Raw genomic sequence first — 21,443 nt, 5'->3', positions numbered from 1 at the left:
ATGAACGATAAAGAAAAAGGGCAAATGCTATGTAGACAATTATTGGAACTATTGGAACTGCCAAAAGGAGAGGAACAACAGCTAAGGCTTTTTATCGAGGAACATTCTATACAGCAGTTATTAGAAGCATATCCTTCTATGAATCTTGCTGAGGATACAAAGGCTAAGTTGGAAACTATTTCTGAATTGTTAACTTAGAGGCGGAGGGGATTGCGTGGAAATCATAAAAGGGAATCAGGATCAATTTCTGGAAGGCTTACACAGGCTGACTGGAATTAAAAAATCGGTCTTAAGTGATTATGCAAAGGAGAATGATATCCTGCATATTATCGACCATCCGGCCGTGATAAAAATCAGTGATAAAGAATATGAGAAAATCGTACAACTAAAGGATTTTATTAATCTATACCAATATTTTAGGGAGAATGAAAAAGAAGATATAGAAGTAATGGATTCTATTACAAAAGCGTCGGCTTACTGCTCATCACAATTATCATTTTATAGAGAAAGAGAAGCTATGCTTTGTATCTTTTTGGGATCGGGTATGCGAGTGTTGTCTTGTGAGAAAATATCGCAGGGAACCGTAGATATTGCCTATGTACATCCAAGGGAAGTAGTAAAGCGCGCTTTGCAACTGGATGCCGTAGGAATTATTCTGGCACACAATCATCCAGGAGGCTCCTGTAGGCCGAGCCAGTGTGATATTCGACTGACTAATACGTTCCACAACATTTTAAGACCATTTGAAATGCATGTATATGATCATATCATAGTTGGGGATGATAAAGCCTTTTCTATGAAAAATGAAGGCATTAGCTTTACAGACTTTGCTTATGTAAAGGGAGAGGAATATGAAAAAATTCCTATAGGACAAGCTGCAGAACGAGGCGTAGATCAACTAAAGGAGGAACTGCTATCAGAATATTTTAAATCATGGCAAGAAGTAAATGAAATAGAAGAAGTGGAGGAAGATGACATGGAAAGGTAGGAAAAATAGGAAAGTAACCCAAAAATCGAATGAAGAGAGAGCGGAATGAGGAAACAGGATGAATCAAAAATGCTTAATTGGTAATGTGTGTGGAGAAGAATTTTGTATTCAAGCGGATGCAGAGAATATATCTTCTTTCATTACAGGCTATGGATATGAAAAAAATATTATATTATACACACTGCATGGTTATCCCCTTCTTACCACTTATGGGGGATTTCTTGATCGTTGTTATGATCAGGACTTTTTACGAAATGAGCTCATGCCGGTATTTTTACCTATGCAGATGGGTGAGACAGCACCGAGGGAAACAGTATTTTTTAATAATATACAGGAACTTCCAGAGCATCCTGCGCCTGTACCAGATTGGGATTGCTGTAGTGGACACGGAATCTATAATCGTGATGATGTCTGGACGCCGAGTCGTGAATGGAGACCAGAAGATGGTGGATCCTTTGTAGCTTCCGGGAAAGAGTTGATAGAAGAAGTGACTTTGGAAAATGAAGAAGAGGGGATAGAAAGGTAAAAAAGTAGAAGGAGGTAGCCTAAATGCAGACAGGGGCAGAACGGAGACCAATGCCGTTTACGGAAGAACAGATGAAGCAGATTTATGGTACAAATATTATTGATTTTGCCGTAAGTAATGGTTTTGAAGTAGAAAAGGGAGATAAGGCCACGATGCATGTGAAGAACAGCGGAGGATTATATCTGTTCAAACATGGTCGTGGCTATTATTCTTTTACGGAAGAAAAAGGAGGGGACATCGTGGAGTTTGCTATGCATTATCTGAATTTGGAAAAGTTGGAGGCTATGGAATATATATTAGGAGACAAAGCATATGAGCAGACCGTTCATGTAATCCCGCCACAAGAAAAAGCATCCAGGGGAAAGCTGTCTTTGCCGCCCAGAGACGAAAATGACAGGCGTGTATTTGCTTATCTCACGAAAACCAGATGTATAGATTCTGAAATCGTGCAGGAGATGATGAAACAGGGCAAGGTATATCAATCGCGGCAGGAGATAAATGGAAAGATTCGGTGCAACTGTGCTTTTGTTGGTTACGATAAAGAGGGAACCGCAAGATATTGCTCCCTCCGGGGGCCTAGTGCAGATAGCAGTTTCCGGCAGGATATAGAAAATTCGGATAAAGCCTATGGATTTGTCATGGAGGGGAAAAATAAGAGAGTGTATGAATTTGAATCTCCCATTGATGCTATGAGCCATGCCACCCTATGCAAGATGCAGGGGATTGACTGGCGGCAGGATTACCGAATATCAGAAGGCGGATTGTCCAGCAGGGCATTAAAACATTTTTTGGAACAGCATTCAGAAGTAGAGGAAATCGTGTTTTGTTATGACAATGATTTGGATGGAAAATTGGCGGATGGGACGCCACATAATCATGGTCAGGAAAAAGCAAAGCAGGAAAAGGAGTATTTTGAATCTTTGGGTTACCGTACCTATATACAGACACCAAAACAGAAAGATTATAATAAAATGCTTACCGCTCTTTACAGAAGGCCAATCCAGGCGCCGGTCATCTTTGAGGAAGATGCAGAGGAAGAAGGGCTGGAGCCATAGGTAGTTTTTTTCCGCTATTTGGGAAGAAGGATGCTTTGCATCCGATGTGCCGAAGGCATAAAACTTGACGTCAAACTAAAGTTTGGCGGTTAAGGCAGGAATAGGCGGGTTCCACCGCGCCGGAAAACAGCTTGCAGGCAAAGCCTGCAACGGGGTTCTTGCATATATGCATGGGTTCTATATAGAACATCACAGAAGAAAAGGGATATCTATTTTTTATTATTGAAAATTACATAGAAAAACTTTGAAAGTAAAGGAGTATTCATGGAAGAAAGAAAAACAGGTACCAAAAAATGGGGAAAGTATGTTGTTGCCAGTACTGTCCTGGTAACTCTTATTGTATTGTTAATCGTATTGGGGAATCAGAGCAAAGCTGGTGCAGAAAATGAGAAAAACAATGTAGAACAACAGTTAGAACAGGGAGAAATGCTGGGAGAAATCAACGGCATCATGGAAAGCCTTGCACAGATGGATACTGTTCTTAAAGAAAATCAGATGTCGCTGGAAAACATTGGGGGATATCGTGATAACGTGGATATCCGTTTCGTGGAATTGAGTAAGAGCATAGAGCAAGTGGAGAAACAGATTAGAAGTTATCAGAATGTTACCACGGAAGAAAATAAAGAGTTGGATATCAAACTGGAAAATCTTGCAAATGAGTTAAAGCATATACAGGAGTCAATCCTATCTTCTCGGACAGAATTGCTATCTGTGTTAAATAACATGGAAGAGAAAGAAAAAGATGGCAGGGAGGATATGGAGAAGAACTTTGAAGGCTTAAGGCAATCTATAAAAGACAACAGGGAGCAGTTGATCAAGTTTACAAAGGAAATTGCAGTGCTATTAGAACAAATACAAAATGAGCAGGATGAGCAGTATCAGGAAGTCATCCGACTACTTTCGGAATCGGAAGAAAGACTTTCTGAAGTTACAGAAAATGGAATGGCTACCTTACTTGAAAATATGGACCTTCAATTTTATGATATGCAGATACAGATGGAAAATAATATGGTTGAGCTGTCAGAAAAGCTGGCGGGCATCCGTGTACAGATTGCAGGTACACAGGGAGAACTGGAACAATTGTTGCTTGATGTGAAAAATAATCAAGCGGAGAACCAAAAAGAGACTATGGAAACTTTTACTTCCATACAGAACTCAATGAATCAAATTTATACAGAATTTAATAGTGCCCATGAAGAAATCCGGGAGCTGATTACTGATTTGAAGGAAACCACGGTGGCGGGACAAAAGGAACTGTTAATTGTACTCGGTGAAATGGAAAGCGGAATGCAGGAAAGCGGCAGTCAGAATCTGAATCAGATACTTACCAGCATGGATAAAATGACAGTGCAGTATGATAATTCTTTTAATGTGCTGAAGCAGGAAATGAATCAGAATGTATCCAATGTAGGAAACAATGTGGAAAATCGGTTGGATATTTTGGAGACGAATATAAGGAATCAAAATACTAATCTGACGAATGTTGTAAATCAGGGTGATGAAGGACTGCGAGACTATATTTCTAGTGTTTTTGGCGCGGTAAGGCAGAGATTAGATTCGGTTTTTCAATCTGTGAGTGATGGCAAGAAAAAAATGGCATCCGCATTACTCACAAAGGGAATCAATTGCAAAGAGGATGCCACATTTGAAGAAATCACGGATGCCATACTTGCCATTCCTCAAGAACTGGTCATCGGTGAGTCACAAATCCCAGGGACTATTACCTACGAATATCACTATCACAAAGATCAGAATGGAAATGTTCAACATGTGGAACATCTTGCTCAGTCGGGAGGCTGCTATACTGTCCCTATTTACCATGTACATACGGGAGACTCCAGAAATGGGGGAGGTTGCTATATGGTTCCGATTATTCATAATCACACCTCATCCTGCTATGAAACAATAAAAAAGGTGCGTCAGGTGACTGGTTTTTGGTTTACCGGGCAGGGAACGGGGCATCCCTGCTGTGGTGATGCCTATGGGCAGAATTACGCTAAGTATCGTTATACGGAAAAAGTATATGCAAACGGTGTTTTGACCAGCTCGAAGGATGGAGAAGGAGATTTGGGTTATAGCTGCGGACTCTGTGTGCAGAGAAAAGCATACTCTCATGAGGAAAATTCGACGATAAACAATCTGATCTGCGGATATTCAGAGGGATTGAACGGATATCAATTAGGCTGCGGAAAAGATGAACATACGGTGGAGGCGTATCGTACCGGTTGTGGGCTGGGGGACGGACAGATTATAGGAGCGCACATAGTTTATAAAAATGGAGCTGCCATGATGAGTTCGTCTGCAATTGACATTCCTATGGAAACCATTCAAGAAGTCGAGAGTACGATACAAGAACCAGAGAAAATACCGGAGCAGTCAGAAGTTCCAGAGGATGAGACCACAGCACCTCATGAAAGTGAAAAGGAGGAAATATCGGGAAATCAAGGAGAAGTGATGGCAGAAGAACAGGAAGAAGCCGGACAAGAGATTGTTACTGAGTTTCAAAGTAATTGAAAGGAAATCCCGCCTAACATGGTGGGTTTTCTTATATTCCAAAGGAGGTGGTAGCATTCCTCAGAATACACAGAAGCGCTCTATCAACTTTCCAATCAAAACGCTGGAGACACTAGATAAGCTAGCAGCTAAAAAGCATACGACAACATCCGAGATTGTAAGGGAATATGTTGATAAAGGGCTTGCAATAGAGGGAAATCGTGAAGACATTGATTTTATTGCACAGATGATAAGACAGGAATTGACGGCAGTTTATCATGTGGATGAAATCAAAGCTATCGTAGACCATGATGCTGACCGTTTGGCAAAGATGCTGATGAAAATAGGCAAGATTAATGGTGCCATGTTCTTTCTTTTGTTAAAGGTATTGATGAACTTGGCAAATGAAGGGAGTGAGGACGATTTTGACCAAATGATTGCTGATTCTGTTAAGTTGGGTGTGGATTATATGCAGAAAAAGGATTTTCAAATTAATAGTTTTTTGCAGGATACAGGAAACTTAAGAAATTTATCTGAAAAAATATAAGGAGAGGAATATTATGTACGCATACGAGCAATTTAAAAATGTTATTAAGGAACGTATATTAGAGTTTATGCCAGAAGAATATCAGAACGCAGAGGTAATTCAAAATGAGGTTATAAAGGGAAATGATAATAAGTATTCTGCTTTGAGTATCCGGAGGGAGGGCGATGTTGTAACACCTAATCTTAATCTGGATAAGTATTATAGAGACTATGTAGAACGGGGAGAGATTGATGAAATAATGAAAGAAATGAGTGATGATTATAAGGAACCAATGAAGATAAGTAATTCTTTTATGACGTTTGATTTTCATAGTTATGAAGAAGTAAAACCAAGGCTTTATATGGTGGTGTTAAATAAGGAATATAATCAGGAATATTTAAAAAATGCATGTGCTATGGATATGCCGGGAGTGGATATGGTAGCTGTTCCAAAGGTTTTTTGTAAATCATCAGGAGAAAATGGGCATGCCAGTTTTTTAGTAAATAAGCAGCACCTTTCCCTGTGGAACGTAACAGAAGCTGAGTTATGTGAACATGCATTAAAAAATACGCCGATACTATTTCCCGTGGAATTAATAAATATGCGCGAAATGATGACTGAATTAATGCACGACTCATTTGACGGTGATTTTGATCAGGAATTATTGGAGCACCTTTTTTCTGATCAGTATAAAAAGCAGGACAACATATTTTCTTTGCAGCCATTTGAACAATATGTACTTACGAATACCGCTAGATTGAATGGTGCAACGGCGATTCTATACCCGGATCTTCTTAAGGAAATTGCGAAGGAGACCGGCAGTAATGTATTTATCCTGCCCAGCAGTACGCATGAAGTGATTTTGATGAAAGATAATGGAGATATGAGTGCAGAAGAATTACAGCGAATGGTCATAGAAATAAACAGAACCCAAGTGGCACCAGAAGAAGTTCTGTCGGATGAGGTATATTGTTATGACTGTAAAGAACAAAAATTAGTAATGGCAACAAATAAGGAACAAACACGGGAGTTTATTGATCATTTCATAAATAGCGGTATGGAAGGTTCAAATCCTGAACAGGAACAGGAAAATGGTGACTTGGAAAACTCTATGTAAAAAAGGATGTAAAATGAGAGGTAGGAGGATGCTATGTCAATCCTATTCTACAAGCAGCGCCATAGAAATCCCAACCGTAAGGATACAGCAGGGGCAAATTATGCTCATGTACGTTACATTGCTATAAGGCGAGGCGTAATGAATAATAAAGGCATGAACCATGGGCTGTTCGGGAAACTAGAGCCGGGAATCATTCAGGAATTTGAGGATTGGAGAGAAGTCGCAAGGCAGGTCTATAGCAATTCTAAGAAGGGAACCGTTATGTATCGGAGCGTGGTATCTTTTGTGGAAGAGACAGCGAAAGAACTTCTGCTAAAGGATCAGAAGAGCTGGCAGAGATATATCGAAAATCATATTTTGACTATAGCAGAGAAAAACGGAATAAAACGAGAACATCTGCAATGGGCTGCGGCCGTACATGGAGAAAAGAAGCATCCCCATATTCATATAGTGTTTTGGGATACTTCTGTGCGGGTTCAAAATCCTTATACGTCACCTAAGATACCAGATGCCATACGAAAACAGATGATAAAAGACACTTTTGCAGAAAAGATACTGGCTTATGCCAGGGAAAAAGATTCAGCTATTCGAGAACTCCGGCAGATTACAAATTATCTGATAGAACAATTTGAAAATAATCTTAGATGCAAAAAAATGACCGGGTACAAACAAATTGAGAAGATGTTAAATACGGAACTGGATACAGAGGCCTATTTTGACGAAAAACTTTTGCAGAATATTGCGGAACAGTTATTTTTATTAAAAGGCAGCTTGCCCAAAGAAGGCAGGCTGTCTTATCAATTTCTGTCACTTGAATGCAAAGAGAAGGTAGATGATCTTGTGGCGTTCCTTCTATCAATGATACCGGAAATCAAGCAGTGTTTTGACCGATATGTAGATGCAAAATACAGGATGGCAAAGTTATATGCAATGGATGAGACTATCCTTGCCAAGCAGAAGGGAGGTTTTGAAAAGGAAGCAGAAAAGATATTGGCGAATCGTGTCCTATCGGGAGTAAAGATGCTGCTTCGGCTGGAAAGTGAGAACCGAACTATTATCTATATGGAAAGGCGCAGAGAATATTTTGCATCCAGATTATTGTTGGATGCACTTAATACGCTGGCACAGACAGCATGGAAACAGGAAGAGGACTACTATAATTACCAAAATACGAGCAGTGACTTATCAAAGGAGGCAAAAAAAGAATTGTTTATGAAGAATCAGGATAAAGGATATGAGCATTGAAAAAAGAAGAAAATCGAGGGCGTCTGTAAAGTGTCATACCCCATTTCCCCAAGGGCATCCATGCTATGGATGCCCATATATCTATCGACCTGATGTGCCGGGCTGTATTATGGGTTCGATTCCGGGGGATTGTGCGTGGTATTTCTATAAAAGAATGTGTGGGCATACGGATGCTATGAGGCCAAAAGAAGAAATTTCAGATAGATATTTTCAGTTTAATGGAAAGCTGTCAGAGGACAGAAAAAAGCTGAATAAGGGAATAGAAATGTTAAGAACGACAATTGAAATGAAAGGTGGATGCATATACGGTGGAGATAGTTGGAAATAAGGCCGGAATGAAAAGCAGGAGGTAAATTGTGAAATCTAAAGTAGAATTTTATAAGGCATTTTTTGAAGAATTGGAAAGGAAAGGCTTTGGTGTACAGCAGCCCTCTTCTCCGGATTATGTGGTAGATATAGTGTTCAAGGGAAAAACAGTAGCTTTTTATACGAAAGCAGACATGATCGAAAAAAATCCGTTTGTAGAAGTACCGGAAAAACAGATGGAACGTCTTTGGAGCATTGCAAGGGCTACGGCCAGCTTATGCGGAATCTGTACGGATCAACCATATGAAGAGGACAAGGCAGAAAAGCTAAAGAACGGTGTAATGAAGCTGAACGAACATAACGGCGTGATTTTGGCCTGTAAGCAGCATCCGTTATTCGGGTACGTGCTGTCTACTTATAAGCAAGATGCACAGAATGATGACAAGCCGATTCAAAGGCAATATTTTTATAATAAGGAAGAAGCTTTTGAGAGTTTTTCTACACGTAGTGGGCTTGTGGATGAAAAGAAGATGTTTTCTGAAACGGAACTAAAAATAATCCATACCGGACTTATTAAGATGCGCACTCTGGATGAGGAGTTCTCCAAAAAGGATATGGAGGCAATAGGAACGCTTATCAACCGTGTGGAAGAGTTGTTGCCAGAGTTGCACAAAGAGGAAAGAAAGTTTGATGTAACAAGATTATTGGAAGCTCTTTCCGTGGGGAACGGCATGGAGCGATGAAAGGAGAAAGACAATGCAGCCACAAGGAGGAACAATATGGGGCAATATCAATTTATGTGTTGAGATCGCATTGAATATCTATTACATATGGGGAGAGAATGGCGAAGGAATTGTCATTCCAAAGGAACACGCAGAAGCAAATTTTTCCGATAAAACGGTAGCCGCCGGAAAGGAGTCGGAAGGAAATCTGTATTATAAAAAGGGAGATACCATGGATATGCCCTTATACGAGATTTTGCAGAAGCGAGCAGCTATGGCACGAAAAATGGAGATTACCACAGCAAATCAGATGGATACCATTAGAAAGAGCGGGCAGGAGATGGTTTCTGATTTCTTTCAGACCATGGAACCACCGAAACAAGAGGCCGCGCAGGTAAAAGCGGTCCGTGAGGGTATTTATATGGTATATGGAAAGGAAGCGCAGATTGCGATCCATGAGCAGATTGCAGAATATTTTCTTTCCCCATACGCTTGTGAATTTGGAAAAAATCAAGATGGGTATTTCTATTATTCCCTACAGGCAGGAGCAGTTCCTTTAAATGAACTCAAGGAAATTTTCCCAGAATGCAGACAGATGCTTGTTTCAGAGGAAAGTCTGTATGCTACAATCTGCCAGTATTATCCTACCTATCGGGAAGGGTACAATGGAATTGTGGGAAAAGACGAGCAGATTCCAAAGATAAAAGCACCGCTTAACCTATTCCTGCAGGAACAGCTAAATCAGGAACCGGATAACGAAGGAAAGAAAGATGTTATAGAACAGGAGAGGGAAGAAAAATATGAGGAAGAAGATTATGGAGAGCAGGTGGATTACGGGTTTGAACGGTGAAAGGAGAGGGAATGAAGCTGGTTTATATTGCAAGTCCTCTACGCGGAAACTATGAAGATAATATCCGGAAGGCATCGGAATATTGCGAGAAAGCCTGTTCTTTGGGAATCATCGCATTTGCTCCTCATCTGTATTTTACCCAGTTTTATAATGATACAATACCAGAAGAGCGGGAAAAGGGATTGAAAATGGGACTTGCTATGTTAGAAAAATGTGAGGAACTTTGGGTAATGGGAACGCATATCAGCGAAGGAATGCAGGGAGAAATCGCTTATGCGAAGGAACTTGGAATACCGATTTTTATTGTGGAACAGCCACAGGATATGGAGTGCTATCCCATCAGTACGGATCATAACATTCTGTTGGGAAATCATTCCTGCATAGTGGATAGTTCAAAACAGGATTATACCGATAGACTGTTGGTAATGAATTATGATACCTTGAAGCCGGAATATCGGAGCAGATCTAATCAAATATGGCTTGCTACAGGAGGTTTCGGATGCAGCCCGACGGCGCGTGGAAGAAAAGTTTTTGTTACCAGTGTCTATGACGGGGAACAGGCGAATTTTTACCGTCAGGATTTTGCAGGAATTATCCGGCCAGAGATATGGAAGGAAGTACAGCAACAATATGATTTCATCTATTTAAAAGAGGAAGTACATAGAACCACCCCTACGATTCAGGAAGGAATAGAACCATAAAGAAAAAAGAAAGACTTATTTTAGGAAGTATACTGCTAGGGTTTGGAACCCTATTCAATTTATTCTTTACCGCCGCACTGCACCAGATTTTATCCGGGCAGGCGGCTTCTTTTACGCTGGTTCCCATTTGGAACTGTATCGCGGGACTTTTCACAGAATCGAGGCAGGGGATGCTGTTTTTATCATTTGAAAGTTTTGCGGTACTTTGCTGCGTTTTGTTTTTTGTGCAGAATAGCAGAAGCTATCAGGCAGACTTGATGAAGGTAACAGATGATATTGAAACTCCTGTTCCGGTGGGGCAGTATCAGCATGGTTCTTCCCGATGGTTAAAGGAAGAGGAAATGGATAAGGTTTTTGCCGTGTGTTACTTAAATCCGGCAGATAAAATCATAAAAGAATTATTGGAGACAGGATATGACGGACTAGGTTTTCTAACAGGCGGCCAGACGGAGGATACCGGCATAATCGGGGAACAGGAGGACAGAAAGTTCACGAATTATGCCGTTCCTATAAACAGAGGAGAAGAGAAAGAAGAGGGAGAAAAAAAGGAGGATGTGGGAATCGAGGATGGTTTTGAACCTGTGGAATATACGTTTGAAAAAGGAGAACCGTCCGAAGAGAAAAAAGAACCAGAAATAAAAAGCAGGAAGCAAGAAAGGCAGGAGTTAGAAAAAAAACAGGTCATGCCGGATCCTTATTGTATTCTAAGGGAAGGGGGCATTGTGATAGGCATGACTAAGTGTGGAAATAAAGAAAAGATATATTATATTTCTGATGATACCCACACCTTGACCATCGGTGCCACTCGTTCCGGAAAAACAAGGACACTGGTATTACAGTCCATATGCCTTATGGCACTGGCAGGGGAAAGCCTGGTAATTAGCGATCCAAAGGCTGAACTGTATGAGTATGTAGCCCAGCTTTTGGAAAAGCTGGGCTACGATGTCATATGTCTGGACTTTAAAAATCCAGAAAAAAGCAGCCATTACAATCTTTTGCAACCGATTATTGATGCTGTGAATGCGGGTGAGATGGATAAAGCAGAAATGTATGCCTGGGATATCACGAATATTCTGGTAGGCGATAATACCAGTAATGAGAAGATTTGGGAAAATGGTGAGAAATCAACCATAGCAGCCGCAATATTATGTGTGGTGGTGGATAATGCAAAAAGACCGGAATACCAGAATCTTACAAACGTGTACTGGTTCGTGGCAGAGATGTGTAAAGCCGTAGGAAACAAAACACCCATGCAGGAATATGTAAAAAAATTGAAACCGGGGCATCCAGCAAGAGCGCTGTTATCTATTTCGGATGTGGCACCCAGCAGGACCAAAGGGAGCTTCTATACCTCTGCATTAACGACACTTCGATTATTCACTTCCAGATCAGTCTATTCCATTACCCATAAAAGTGATTATGACATAGCAGATATAGGACGGAAAAAGCAGGCACTATTTTTTATCCTGCCGGATGAAAAAACGACATATTATCCGATTGCAAGCCTTATGGTATCACAGATATATGAACTTCTGGTACGCCAGTCTGATGAAAGAGGCGGCAGGCTTATAAATCGGGTAAATTTCGTTCTGGAAGAGTTTGGAAATTTCACAAAGCTAAATGATCTACCCAATAAATTGACCGTGGCAGGTGGTAGAGGCATGCGGTTCCATTTTTTCCTGCAGGGCTTCGATCAGATTACGGAAAAATATAGCAAGGAAACCGCATCCATTGTCAAGGGAAACTGCCAGAGTTGGATTTATTTGCAGGCGGACGATAAGGAAACTCTATCAGAGATCTGCGACAAGCTGGGGAAATATACCTGTTCCGGCTATCAATTATCCAGCCAACATGGGAGATATGTCAATCCTTCTTCCAGCAGTACCCTGATGTTGGTAGGAAGAGAACTTCTGACTACCGATGAAATCAGGAGGGTATCCAGACCATATCAGATTGTAGTGTCTCGTTCTCATCCAGCCATGATGGTATCGCCAGATTTATCTAAATGGTATTTTAATAGAATGATGGGGTTAGGGGATAAAGAACATAACCGGAAAGTAAGGGAAGAACGGGAACGCAAACGTCCGGTACGAAGTAATCCTATGGTAGAAATTCCGCTGTGGAATATTTGGATTTACTATACAAAGGACTTGCAGATGAAAGAAGAACGCCAGAAACAGCAGGGGATGCCGTTGCAGGCAGGCTCCTTGTTTTCAGAAAAATTTATGCGGAGAGGAGGAAAGCAAGAAAACAATGAGGAAGAGTAGATGGTTAAGAAGATGTAAGGCGGCAGGGCGAACAGTTCTTGCCGCTTTTACCATGTTTTTGATAAATGTCAATACAGTATATGCCAGCGGTATTGGCGAGAGTAAATTGGCAAAGGGAACAGAAAATCTGATAAAGGATGCAACCACATGGCTTATGGTCCTTTCGCCAATCGTTGGAGGACTTTTGATTATCTATTTTTGCATCCGCAGAGCGGCAGCGGATGAGATGGACCAGAAGAAATGGAATAACCGTATTGTGGTTACCATTGTGTCCTGTATAGGAGCGGTGATTGGAAGTGCTACATTAAATATCATTATTGGATATTACAAATAACTGCAAACTGCGGCAGCAAGTGCCGGGAACAAATCATATTTTGGAGGAAATAGGAATGGATAAATTGAATCATATGGTAAACAAGCTGACGGTTTCTGTTTATGTGAGGGGTGAATGCATAAAAAGAAAAGTTACTAAAATATTAAGCGAAAAAAAGGGAGAAGGATTCGTGGATACCGCCCTGAAAATTTTGATCTCAGTTGTTGTGGGAGCTTTATTGCTTGCTGGGTTGTATACACTTTTCAAAGATAATATCTTACCAACACTTACCCAGCGGATTAACAGCCTTTTCAACTACGCCGGATAATAAAGAGTATCTGCGCCTGCCGGAAACGGAAGGCGCTATTTCATAGAATGGAGGAAAAATCATGAGAGTAACTGCAAAGATTACAAAATTCTTTAACAATGCTGGAAAACTGAAGGCTTTTGCCACAATCTGTTTGGCTGACACTTTTTTGGTAACAGGTGTCAGAGTCGTGGAATGTGAAAAAGGTCTCACTGTATTTATGCCTAGCATGAAGGATAAGGAGGACGAATATCGGGATGTATGTTTTCCGATCAAATCGGAGCTGCGTAGCCAGATTAACACGGTAGTTTTAAATGCTTATGATGCTGGTTTGAAAGAGAACGAAACGGATGAGTAATAGGGGATATTTGCTGTTCTCTGGCGAAGGGGGTGAACCGGAGTGGAAGTGATACTGGTACTGCTGATTGTGGCAGTTTTAAACGGAGCTATCGCCTATATTGATGAAATGTTACAGGAATTGGTTCCCATGACACTGTATGCTGACCGCTACATGATTGGTTCCAGCGGTGGGAGTATAGTGGAGGTATTGTTTGAAGTCATGCTGGGATTCGGGGTGTCGCTTATCATACTGAAATTCCTGAAAAAGGGGTTTGAGTGCTATGTCATGTGGACGGATGGGGATCCAGATACGGAGCCAGCCGGTCTTGTGATACGCTTTGTTCAGGCGGTTGCTGTAGCCGTCTGCTTTCCTATCCTATATGGATGGATGGCAGAAGTTACACAGGGACTGATTGAGGAGCTTATGGCAGCTATCGGGACTGTCACTTCATATGACTGGCAGGCATGGGTAAACGGTATTTCATCTTTGGGGCTGACCACAGCAATTTTCGGACTGATCTTTATTATTTGCTATTTTATGCTGTATTTTCAGTTCCTGATGAGAGGGCTGGAAATCGCCATACTGCGGATTGGAATGCCCATGGCCTGTGTAGGGCTTTTGGATAATGACAAAGGTGTATTTAAGACTTATATTAACAAGTTTTTTCAAAGTACCTTTGCAGTTGTGATACAGATATGTCTCTGCAAATTAGGAGTCGGCATGATGTTGAATATGGGAATTAACATGAACGTTTTTTGGGGACTGGCCTGCATGGTTCTTGCCATTAAAACACCGGCGTTCCTGCGTGAATTTCTTGTTTCAACCGGAGGCGGTGGAGGCGTAATTAACAACGTATATCATTCCGTCCGATTGGCAGGCATGGCAAAGAACATGATAAAGTAGGTGACGGTAAATGAAAGTAAACGATATTTCTGTGGCTGTTATAAGTCTAATACGATTAGGAGCGGTGTTTCGTTTTGTGTATTGCATGGTCCGACTTCAGGGAGCAGAAGAGGAAGCAACGCAGTATCGGAAGCGGGCAAAAAATATCCTGTTATTTTATATCTTAGCAGAAAGCATCTGGCAGATTAAGGATATTATAATGTATTACTATTCTTAAATTAGGTTTCGATTCAGATACTGATAAAAAACAATTGATAGCTATCCAAAAATAAAAAAAGGAGAGCGAGTCGTCCGGACATGATCTCATGAGTTCTCCAATAACAGCATGAAATATATTGCAAGTTGCAGTTTTGGAAAAGATAGCATGGCGACAATCATTTTGGCTTTAGAGAAGAAGGAACCGATAGACATGGCACTGTATGCCGAGGTAATGTTTGATAAAAATATCAGTGGAGAAATACCGGAGCATGCAGCATTTATTTATGAAAAGGCAATCCCAAGAATAGAAAAATGGGGAATACCTGTACAGGTGGTACGGGCAAAAGACACTTACATGGATTATTTTTTCCATACCTTAAAAAGAAGTGCTTATCCTGAATTGATAGGGAAGCACAGAGGATTTCCAATGGCTGGAAGGTGTGGGATTAATCGGGATTGCAAGCTGCGACCAATACATAAATACTTAAAGGAATATGGAAAAGGAGAGATCATACAGTATCTGGGAATTGCAGCAGATGAGAAGAAGAGATTGGAGCGGCTGGAAGGAAGTAATAAAATTTCTCTTTTGGATAAATATGGGGTATCTGAACAGGAAGCACTGGAAATATGCCGGGAAAATGGACTACTTAGCCCCATTTATCAATTTACAAAAAGAAATGGATGCTGGTTTTGTCCGAATTGCCGCGACATGGAAAGGAGGCATCTTATAGAGCATCATCCGGAATTGTGGAACAGATTGAAGGAACTGGAAAAGATTCCGGACAAGGTAATGAATAGATTTGATCGAATAGGAAGCGTAGGGGATGCTGAAAAAAGGGCATTTGCTTATAAAGAGAGAGGAGGAAAATGAATGATATGGAGCAATGGGCGCTTTATATCCCAAGTGGAGTAAAGGTACAAAATGAATTATTTAACGGTTTTGGAAAGAGGGAGCTTTTGCAAAGTGTTGCAGGCTCCCTTTTTGGCGGCGTAGTTGCCGCTGTTATCTGGATATGTTCTGCCAATGTCGCATTTACAGTGGTTGCCGTATTAACGGGTATTTTTGGTTCGGTAATGATGTGTACGAAGGATCTGAACAATCAGAGTGTAGTGGATCAAGTAGGTAATATGATACGGTTCGCAAAAAGCCAGCAGATATATCCCTACCGTGCATTGAGTGAATGGGGTGAATGACAAAAGAATATAATGATATTTTTCCATGGTTGCGATTCTATCTGCAATGACAAAGAAGCTATTCTATCAATCAAACAGTAAGGCGTCTTGAATACCTCTCACATCATAATTGGAGGTCTGTTTGGAATTTTTAGATTTATTTAGTGGAATAGGTGGATTTAGAAGAGGATTGGAACGAAGCGGACATAAATGTGTCGGGCATGTGGAAATTGATAAATACGCAAATATCAGTTATATGGCAATGTATGGACTTTCTTATTGTAAGTATGAAAACAGTGAGGAAGGAAATATCTGTAGAATCTGTGATTCGGAAGTGAGGGAACACTGTGACGGAAAGAATTGTAAAAGCGAGTGGTTCGCAAAAGATATTAAACAGCTTGGAACAGGAGAGATACCAAAAGCTGAAATCTGGACTTTTGGATTTCCTTGCCAAGATATCTCCCTGTCAGGTCGAAGGGCAGGTCTTGCCGGAAAACGAAGTGGATTATTTTTTACGGTTGCTGGCCTGCTCAAAAGCACAAAAGCCGAAGATAAGCCCCGGTTCCTTATCGTTGAGAACGTTAAGCATCTTATGTCAAGCGAGGACGGAGGGGATTTTACCACCGTTCTCCTTCATTTATGGGAAGCAGGGTACGACCTTGAATGGCAGTGTGTCAACAGTAAAGACTTCGGAGTCCCTCAGAACAGGGAGCGAGTGTACCTTGTTGGATATTTTGGAGGAAGAGGTGGAAGAAAAGTATTTCCTCTCACCGGAGCAAACACAGCGTCTGTTAAAAAAATTATAGATGGCAGTCAGGGTGCGAGGGTATATTCTTCGAAAGGCCTTTCCGTGACTTTGACAGCGGAAGGCGGAGGCGTGGGTGGAAAAACCGGACTGTACCTTTGTGAGACAAAGAAACCGGAAGAGTGGATGAAATGTTTCAATGAGCAGGACCTTTTGGAGTGCGGTGCCCATCAGTATGCTGGTTTTATATCCTATAAAAAGGAACCGGATATGACACAGTGGGCAAGGTGTCTTGTGGCCCACTATGATGCCGGTATTACCAGGTTCGGCACAAGTTCTGGTGTGTTACATTGTACGGCATGTATGGAAAAATGTACGCAGGCAAGAGCAACATTGACTCCGGAACGGATGGAAAAGCGGCAGAATGGACGACGATTTAAAGAAGATGGAGAACCGGGTTTTACCTTGACAGCAGTTGACCGTCACGGTGTCATGCTCCTTCAGTGTCCGTACAAAATGGGATTGCCGATCAAGGAAGCAACCAAGAAAGGCTATGTGCTTGCCAGGCATGGGGATGGAATCAATCTGGCCTATCCCAACAGCAAGGTAAGAAGAGGCCGTGTTGGAAAACAGTGTGCCCAGACACTTTTAACGGAAAGTAGTATGGGGGTATTGGTCTACTGCAGGATACGGAAACTGACGCCAAAGGAGTGTTTCCGGTTACAGGCTTTTGAAGATTACCTGTTTGAAAGGGCAAAAGCAGCAGGGGTAAGCGATGCACAGCTTTATAGACAAGCGGGTAATTCTGTGACCGTAAACATTGTGTATGAAATTGGCGTGTGTCTTGCGGAAATGGAGGACAAATATTATTAAATTGTCGGCACGGATATGAAAGAGAGACTGCAAAGATTTGAAGAACTGAAGGAATGAGAGAGGAAATGAGAAATGATATGGGACCTTGAGCCGCATAAGGTTATGGTGGTATTGTCAGTCAGCTTTTTGTGTGGAATATTGATGGATATGGTGTTACAGAAGCTGGTGGCTCCGGGAAGAACAAAGTATACGGTAATATTGGTTACCTTAGTGACCGGGATATTTATGGGAGCCTATGGTATGAACCTGCATGCACTTGTCTGTATTCTATTCGGACAGGTGCTTGTTTTTGCAGCAGAATATGATATAGCAACCCATACCGTGCCGGACTATGTACCGGTATTGATACTGCTGATTGGATTGTTAGAAGTACAGTTTGCTCCGGCAATGTTGGGGCTTATTTTAGTGCCGCTTCCGTTTCTGGCGGCGGCACTTCTAAAAGACGGGAGTATCGGCGGTGCAGATATCAAACTCATGGGAGCCAGCGGGTTTGTACTGGGAGTTACCAGGGGATATGTTGCGTTAATGCTTGGATTGCTTATGGCTGTATTATGCCAACGGTCATTTGGCAAAGAAGAGGAGAAAGCCTTTGCCTTGGTGCCTTATCTGGCATTTGGTTGTATGATGGCGCTTCTGCTAGTATAGCTTGAAATTGAAAAAATATAAAAATGGAGGAAATAAGAAGTGAAAAATTTAATGAAGAACCGAATCATTATAGGTTTGATCTGTATCATTCTGTCGCTGATTATATGTTTCGGACTTACTCCGATGTTCAATAATGCGCTGAAATCAAAGGTATCGTTAGTCCGTGTGAATACAGAAATAAAAAAAGGTGATCAGATTACGGCAAAAATGCTGATTACCGTAGATGTGGGTGGGTATAATCTGCCTTCCGATGTGGTGTATCAGGCAGAGGATGTCATCGGAAAATATGCCAATGCAGACCTGTACAAAGGAGATTATATCTTAAGGAGCAAGCTGTCGGACACATCTATGCTAAAAAATGCATATTTAAATAAGCTCAATGGAGAAAATCGTGCCATTTCCGTAAGTATCAAGTCTTTTGCTGCGGGACTGTCTGGCAAGTTGGAAGCTGGGGATATCGTAACACTTATCGCTTCGGACGTGGGAGAATTGCGAGAAACACTTATACCGCCAGAATTACAGTATGTAGAAATTATAGCTACTACCACAAGCACTGGTGCCGACAATGACGTTCAAGCAGAAAATGTAAACGGTGAGGAGCTGGAATTGGCATCTACTATAACTGTTCTTGCCACGCCGGAACAGGCAAGGCTTTTGGCAGAACTGGAACAGAACGGAAAGATTCATGCCACTTTAGTATTCCGTGGAGATAGTATGCAGGCACAGCGATTTTTGGAAGTACAGGAGAAAATGCTGGATGAGCTGTATATAGGAGAAGGGCAGGAACAGAAAGATGTAGAATCAGCCGATACGGAGCAAGAAAGGATTGTAGATGAAGAGCAGGAAGCAGGAGAATAACGGGAGGAAAAAATGATGGAATATGGAAATATGCTTGCAGTTGTGGGGAGTCCAAGCAGCGGAAAGACCACAATCAGCATAAAGCTGGCTGTAGAAATTGCGAAGAAAAAGAAGAACGTTATTGTTGTGTGTGCAGATCCTTTTGCGCCGCCAGTTCCTTTTCTGCTTACGGCAGATACAGAACAGAATACTTCGTTGGGGGCACTGCTTACAGCACCAACTCTGACTCAAAATAAGATATTGGAAGCCTGTGTGTTAGTTCCTTCCAGTGAACATATCAGCCTGTTAGGGTATTGCCTGGGAGAAAACCCGATGAGCTATCCCAAGGTCACAAGAGAACGAGTGATAGATTTTTTAGTCAGTCTACGCCATCTGGCGGATTATGTAATATTGGATTGTACGGCAGTATTTGAAGCAGATATATTTTCTATTCTTGCTATGGAGCTGGCAGACCGAGTGCTGCGGATGGGAACCTCTAATCTAAGGGGTATCTCTTATTACCGCTCCCACGCCGGAATGTTGGAAGACCGGAAGGATGGCGGAAAATATATTAGTGCCATAGGCAACTTCAAGACCGGTCAGGAATGGGAAGCGGCCGCAGGGCATTACGGCGGTGTATCCTTTGTATTTCCATATGTTCTGGAACTGGAAGCTCAGTATGACGAACTGCATTTGTTTGAAGGGCTTACCTCTAAGGAATCTAGCGCTTTTCAGATGGAAATAAGAAAACTAATGACGGAGATATCCGGTTTACAAGTACATATTCAGGAACAAAAGCCAGAGGTAAAGAGAACTGTTACAGCAAGAAAAAAGTCATCCTTCCAGAATCCCTTTGCAGGACGGAAAGGGGAATTTTGACCTTGTGCGATAGGGGAGAAAGAAGCGATAGGAATAGTTATTGAATGTGGAAAAGGAGAGTGACATTTGGAAATAGTGAACATACATGAAATGGCAGGATTTATCAGAAAAAATATGGTGATTCGCACTTTTCCGGAAATTTTAAAGGATGTACAGGAATACATATCCAAAAACTTTGCATCTGTCCTGCGAGATAATCCGGATGAGAACAAAGAACTGATACAATCCTACATTGCAAAATATTTGGAGGAAAATCAGGTCGGTGTGGAAGGAATGGAGCTGACAGAGCTATGCGAACTTTTATATGGAGAAATGACAGGTTTTTCTTTTCTGACAAAATATCTTTACCGGGATGATGTGGAGGAAATCAATATCAATCAGTGGCGGGATGTGAAAATTACTTATTCTACCGGAGAGATCCTGCAGGCGAAAGAGTCTTTCAACAGTGCAAGCCATGCGGTGGATGTAATCCGCAGACTGCTTCATAAGTCCGGCATGATATTTGACAACGCACAGACTATTGTGGTGGGACATCTGAATAACAAGATCCGTATAACAGTTATGGGGGATGGTGTGATTGATAAGGAAAAAGGATTGGCGGTTTCTATTCGTATTGTCAATCCAAAGAAATTGACAAAAGAAGAATTTGTAAGGTTTGGTACTGCAACAGCGGAGATGCTTGACTTGCTATCTCTATGTTTTATTCATGGGGTATCTATGTGCATTACCGGAGCTACATCTTCCGGTAAGACTACGTTAATGAGCTGGATATTGGGTGAAGTGCCCTATAATAAGCGTATTGTTACAATTGAACAGGGATGCCGGGAGTTTGACCTGACAGTAGAAGATGAAGAGGGAAATGTCTTAAATAATGTAGTTCATCTGGTTACAAGATTCTCCGATGATCCGAGACAAAATATTGATATGGTAAAGTTACTGGAAATCACTCTTACGATTAACCCGGACTGTATTTCAGTAGCGGAAATGAAGGGCGGTGAGAGTATGCAGGCCATAAATGCAGCAAATACAGGACATGCAGTGATTACCACTACTCACGCCAATTCCTGTGAGGACACATATTATCGTATGGTTACATTGTGCAAACAGGAACAGCCAGGGATGGATGATTCTACGTTGCAGAATTTAGCAACCAAGGCATTTCCCATTGTAGCTTTTACCAAACGCTTGGAGGACAATTCCAGGCGCATTATGGAGATGATAGAATGTGAGACGCTGTCGGATGGAAAATGCCGTATGCGTACTTTGTATCGGTTCAATATCACCGATAATATCATGGTGGATGGAAAGCCGAAGATTATCGGACATTATGAAAAAGTAGAAAACCTTTCGGAAGGATTACAAAAAAGGCTTCGTGAGAATGGACTACCGTTAAAAATGCAGGAACAGCTTCTTGCAAAGAAATAGGAGAAATGG

Annotated in this window: 25 protein-coding genes; all 25 read left to right on the top strand. The window is 41.5% G+C overall.

Annotation, left to right across the window (positions count from 1 at the left end):
- The 25 genes from CC90_RS0120160 (at window position 1) to CC90_RS0120040 (ending at window position 21,434) form a co-directional block, all read left to right on the top strand.
- Window positions 1–198, top strand: a complete 198-nt coding sequence (locus CC90_RS0120160) for a hypothetical protein (RefSeq protein WP_031392522.1) — start codon at window positions 1–3, stop codon at window positions 196–198.
- A 16-nt stretch (window positions 199–214) separates the two neighbouring features.
- Window positions 215–988 carry a JAB domain-containing protein gene (locus tag CC90_RS22720; protein WP_051869889.1) on the top strand — a complete coding sequence of 258 codons (774 nt, stop codon included), beginning with the start codon at window positions 215–217 and terminating at the stop codon, window positions 986–988.
- 58 nt (window positions 989–1,046) lie between these two features.
- On the top strand, window positions 1,047–1,514 hold the full coding sequence (locus CC90_RS23435) for a glycoside hydrolase family 71/99 protein (RefSeq protein WP_051869887.1): 468 nt from the start codon (window positions 1,047–1,049) through the stop codon (window positions 1,512–1,514).
- 23 nt (window positions 1,515–1,537) lie between these two features.
- Complete coding sequence (locus CC90_RS0120145; protein ID WP_035315998.1) at window positions 1,538–2,569, top strand: DUF3991 and TOPRIM domain-containing protein; 1,032 nt, start codon at window positions 1,538–1,540, stop codon at window positions 2,567–2,569.
- Between the two features lie 264 nt (window positions 2,570–2,833).
- A complete protein-coding gene (locus CC90_RS0120140) occupies window positions 2,834–5,083 on the top strand; it encodes a coiled-coil domain-containing protein (protein WP_031392518.1) in 2,250 nt (749 codons plus the stop codon).
- The gene (locus CC90_RS0120135; RefSeq protein WP_242843360.1) at window positions 5,058–5,609 is read left to right on the top strand and encodes a hypothetical protein; all 552 of its coding nucleotides are present in this window, start codon (window positions 5,058–5,060) and stop codon (window positions 5,607–5,609) included. The genes CC90_RS0120140 and CC90_RS0120135 overlap by 26 nt, the downstream gene beginning before the upstream one ends.
- A gap of 13 nt (window positions 5,610–5,622) precedes the next feature.
- Window positions 5,623–6,705, top strand: coding sequence for a DUF5688 family protein (locus CC90_RS23430; protein WP_031392516.1), 1,083 nt, complete (start codon window positions 5,623–5,625; stop codon window positions 6,703–6,705).
- A gap of 33 nt (window positions 6,706–6,738) precedes the next feature.
- Window positions 6,739–7,950, top strand: a complete 1,212-nt coding sequence (gene mobP3, locus CC90_RS0120125; RefSeq protein ID WP_031392515.1) for a MobP3 family relaxase — start codon at window positions 6,739–6,741, stop codon at window positions 7,948–7,950.
- Window positions 7,940–8,278: a hypothetical protein gene (locus tag CC90_RS0120120; RefSeq protein WP_031392514.1), complete on the top strand. Its 339-nt coding sequence runs from the start codon at window positions 7,940–7,942 to the stop codon at window positions 8,276–8,278. Before mobP3 ends, CC90_RS0120120 begins: the two co-directional genes overlap by 11 nt.
- A gap of 28 nt (window positions 8,279–8,306) precedes the next feature.
- Entirely contained in the window at window positions 8,307–8,999 is a 693-nt protein-coding gene (locus CC90_RS0120115) for a hypothetical protein (protein ID WP_035315997.1), read from the top strand.
- A 13-nt stretch (window positions 9,000–9,012) separates the two neighbouring features.
- The gene (locus tag CC90_RS0120110) at window positions 9,013–9,828 is read left to right on the top strand and encodes a hypothetical protein (protein WP_031392512.1); all 816 of its coding nucleotides are present in this window, start codon (window positions 9,013–9,015) and stop codon (window positions 9,826–9,828) included.
- A gap of 11 nt (window positions 9,829–9,839) precedes the next feature.
- Window positions 9,840–10,529, top strand: a complete 690-nt coding sequence (locus tag CC90_RS23425; protein WP_051869886.1) for a DUF7768 domain-containing protein — start codon at window positions 9,840–9,842, stop codon at window positions 10,527–10,529.
- A gap of 170 nt (window positions 10,530–10,699) precedes the next feature.
- The gene (locus tag CC90_RS0120100) at window positions 10,700–12,796 is read left to right on the top strand and encodes a VirD4-like conjugal transfer protein, CD1115 family (protein WP_242843359.1); all 2,097 of its coding nucleotides are present in this window, start codon (window positions 10,700–10,702) and stop codon (window positions 12,794–12,796) included.
- Window positions 12,783–13,130, top strand: a complete 348-nt coding sequence (locus CC90_RS0120095) for an Mbov_0395 family pilin-like conjugal transfer protein (protein WP_031392509.1) — start codon at window positions 12,783–12,785, stop codon at window positions 13,128–13,130. Before CC90_RS0120100 ends, CC90_RS0120095 begins: the two co-directional genes overlap by 14 nt.
- A 73-nt stretch (window positions 13,131–13,203) precedes the next feature.
- Entirely contained in the window at window positions 13,204–13,437 is a 234-nt protein-coding gene (locus CC90_RS0120090; protein WP_108702680.1) for a DUF6133 family protein, read from the top strand.
- Between the two features lie 61 nt (window positions 13,438–13,498).
- Window positions 13,499–13,774, top strand: a complete 276-nt coding sequence (locus CC90_RS0120085) for a SpoVG family protein (protein ID WP_031392507.1) — start codon at window positions 13,499–13,501, stop codon at window positions 13,772–13,774.
- Window positions 13,775–13,816: 42 nt separating this feature from the next.
- A complete protein-coding gene (locus CC90_RS0120080) occupies window positions 13,817–14,659 on the top strand; it encodes a conjugal transfer protein TrbL family protein (protein ID WP_031392506.1) in 843 nt (280 codons plus the stop codon).
- 10 nt (window positions 14,660–14,669) lie between these two features.
- Entirely contained in the window at window positions 14,670–14,876 is a 207-nt protein-coding gene (locus CC90_RS0120075; protein WP_031392505.1) for a hypothetical protein, read from the top strand.
- A 147-nt stretch (window positions 14,877–15,023) separates the two neighbouring features.
- A complete protein-coding gene (locus CC90_RS0120070; RefSeq protein WP_051869884.1) occupies window positions 15,024–15,728 on the top strand; it encodes a hypothetical protein in 705 nt (234 codons plus the stop codon).
- The gene (locus CC90_RS0120065) at window positions 15,725–16,051 is read left to right on the top strand and encodes a hypothetical protein (protein WP_031392503.1); all 327 of its coding nucleotides are present in this window, start codon (window positions 15,725–15,727) and stop codon (window positions 16,049–16,051) included. The genes CC90_RS0120070 and CC90_RS0120065 overlap by 4 nt, the downstream gene beginning before the upstream one ends.
- 121 nt (window positions 16,052–16,172) lie before the next feature.
- Window positions 16,173–17,648, top strand: coding sequence for a DNA cytosine methyltransferase (locus tag CC90_RS0120060; protein ID WP_051869883.1), 1,476 nt, complete (start codon window positions 16,173–16,175; stop codon window positions 17,646–17,648).
- A 72-nt stretch (window positions 17,649–17,720) separates the two neighbouring features.
- On the top strand, window positions 17,721–18,293 hold the full coding sequence (locus CC90_RS0120055; protein ID WP_051869882.1) for a prepilin peptidase: 573 nt from the start codon (window positions 17,721–17,723) through the stop codon (window positions 18,291–18,293).
- A 39-nt stretch (window positions 18,294–18,332) separates the two neighbouring features.
- Window positions 18,333–19,151, top strand: a complete 819-nt coding sequence (gene cpaB, locus CC90_RS0120050) for a Flp pilus assembly protein CpaB (RefSeq protein ID WP_051869880.1) — start codon at window positions 18,333–18,335, stop codon at window positions 19,149–19,151.
- Between the two features lie 12 nt (window positions 19,152–19,163).
- Window positions 19,164–20,009 carry an AAA family ATPase gene (locus tag CC90_RS0120045; RefSeq protein ID WP_051869877.1) on the top strand — a complete coding sequence of 282 codons (846 nt, stop codon included), beginning with the start codon at window positions 19,164–19,166 and terminating at the stop codon, window positions 20,007–20,009.
- A gap of 75 nt (window positions 20,010–20,084) precedes the next feature.
- Complete coding sequence (locus CC90_RS0120040) at window positions 20,085–21,434, top strand: CpaF/VirB11 family protein (protein WP_330373284.1); 1,350 nt, start codon at window positions 20,085–20,087, stop codon at window positions 21,432–21,434.
- Window positions 21,435–21,443 lie beyond the last annotated feature (9 nt).

It is taken from the genome of Kineothrix alysoides, assembly GCF_000732725.1.
In the GTDB taxonomy this organism is placed as follows: domain Bacteria; phylum Bacillota; class Clostridia; order Lachnospirales; family Lachnospiraceae; genus Kineothrix; species Kineothrix alysoides.
This window is presented reverse-complemented; position numbering and strand designations above follow the sequence as displayed.

What these genes read in the sequence shown, in the direction of transcription:
- CC90_RS0120120 (WP_031392514.1), top strand. Translation starts at nt 7,940, where the DNA reads ATGAGCATTGAAAAAAGAAGAAAATCGAGGGCGTCTGTAAAGTGTCAT.
- CC90_RS23430 (WP_031392516.1), top strand. Translation starts at nt 5,623, where the DNA reads ATGTACGCATACGAGCAATTTAAAAATGTTATTAAGGAACGTATATTA.
- mobP3 (WP_031392515.1), top strand. Translation starts at nt 6,739, where the DNA reads ATGTCAATCCTATTCTACAAGCAGCGCCATAGAAATCCCAACCGTAAG.
- CC90_RS0120110 (WP_031392512.1), top strand. Translation starts at nt 9,013, where the DNA reads ATGCAGCCACAAGGAGGAACAATATGGGGCAATATCAATTTATGTGTT.
- CC90_RS0120065 (WP_031392503.1), top strand. Translation starts at nt 15,725, where the DNA reads ATGAATGATATGGAGCAATGGGCGCTTTATATCCCAAGTGGAGTAAAG.
- CC90_RS0120075 (WP_031392505.1), top strand. Translation starts at nt 14,670, where the DNA reads ATGAAAGTAAACGATATTTCTGTGGCTGTTATAAGTCTAATACGATTA.
- CC90_RS0120100 (WP_242843359.1), top strand. Translation starts at nt 10,700, where the DNA reads ATGCTGTTTTTATCATTTGAAAGTTTTGCGGTACTTTGCTGCGTTTTG.
- CC90_RS0120140 (WP_031392518.1), top strand. Translation starts at nt 2,834, where the DNA reads ATGGAAGAAAGAAAAACAGGTACCAAAAAATGGGGAAAGTATGTTGTT.
- CC90_RS23435 (WP_051869887.1), top strand. Translation starts at nt 1,047, where the DNA reads ATGAATCAAAAATGCTTAATTGGTAATGTGTGTGGAGAAGAATTTTGT.
- CC90_RS0120045 (WP_051869877.1), top strand. Translation starts at nt 19,164, where the DNA reads ATGATGGAATATGGAAATATGCTTGCAGTTGTGGGGAGTCCAAGCAGC.
- CC90_RS0120145 (WP_035315998.1), top strand. Translation starts at nt 1,538, where the DNA reads ATGCAGACAGGGGCAGAACGGAGACCAATGCCGTTTACGGAAGAACAG.
- CC90_RS23425 (WP_051869886.1), top strand. Translation starts at nt 9,840, where the DNA reads ATGAAGCTGGTTTATATTGCAAGTCCTCTACGCGGAAACTATGAAGAT.
- CC90_RS0120095 (WP_031392509.1), top strand. Translation starts at nt 12,783, where the DNA reads ATGAGGAAGAGTAGATGGTTAAGAAGATGTAAGGCGGCAGGGCGAACA.
- CC90_RS0120160 (WP_031392522.1), top strand. Translation starts at nt 1, where the DNA reads ATGAACGATAAAGAAAAAGGGCAAATGCTATGTAGACAATTATTGGAA.
- CC90_RS0120070 (WP_051869884.1), top strand. Translation starts at nt 15,024, where the DNA reads ATGGCGACAATCATTTTGGCTTTAGAGAAGAAGGAACCGATAGACATG.
- CC90_RS0120085 (WP_031392507.1), top strand. Translation starts at nt 13,499, where the DNA reads ATGAGAGTAACTGCAAAGATTACAAAATTCTTTAACAATGCTGGAAAA.
- CC90_RS0120090 (WP_108702680.1), top strand. Translation starts at nt 13,204, where the DNA reads ATGGTAAACAAGCTGACGGTTTCTGTTTATGTGAGGGGTGAATGCATA.
- CC90_RS0120055 (WP_051869882.1), top strand. Translation starts at nt 17,721, where the DNA reads ATGATATGGGACCTTGAGCCGCATAAGGTTATGGTGGTATTGTCAGTC.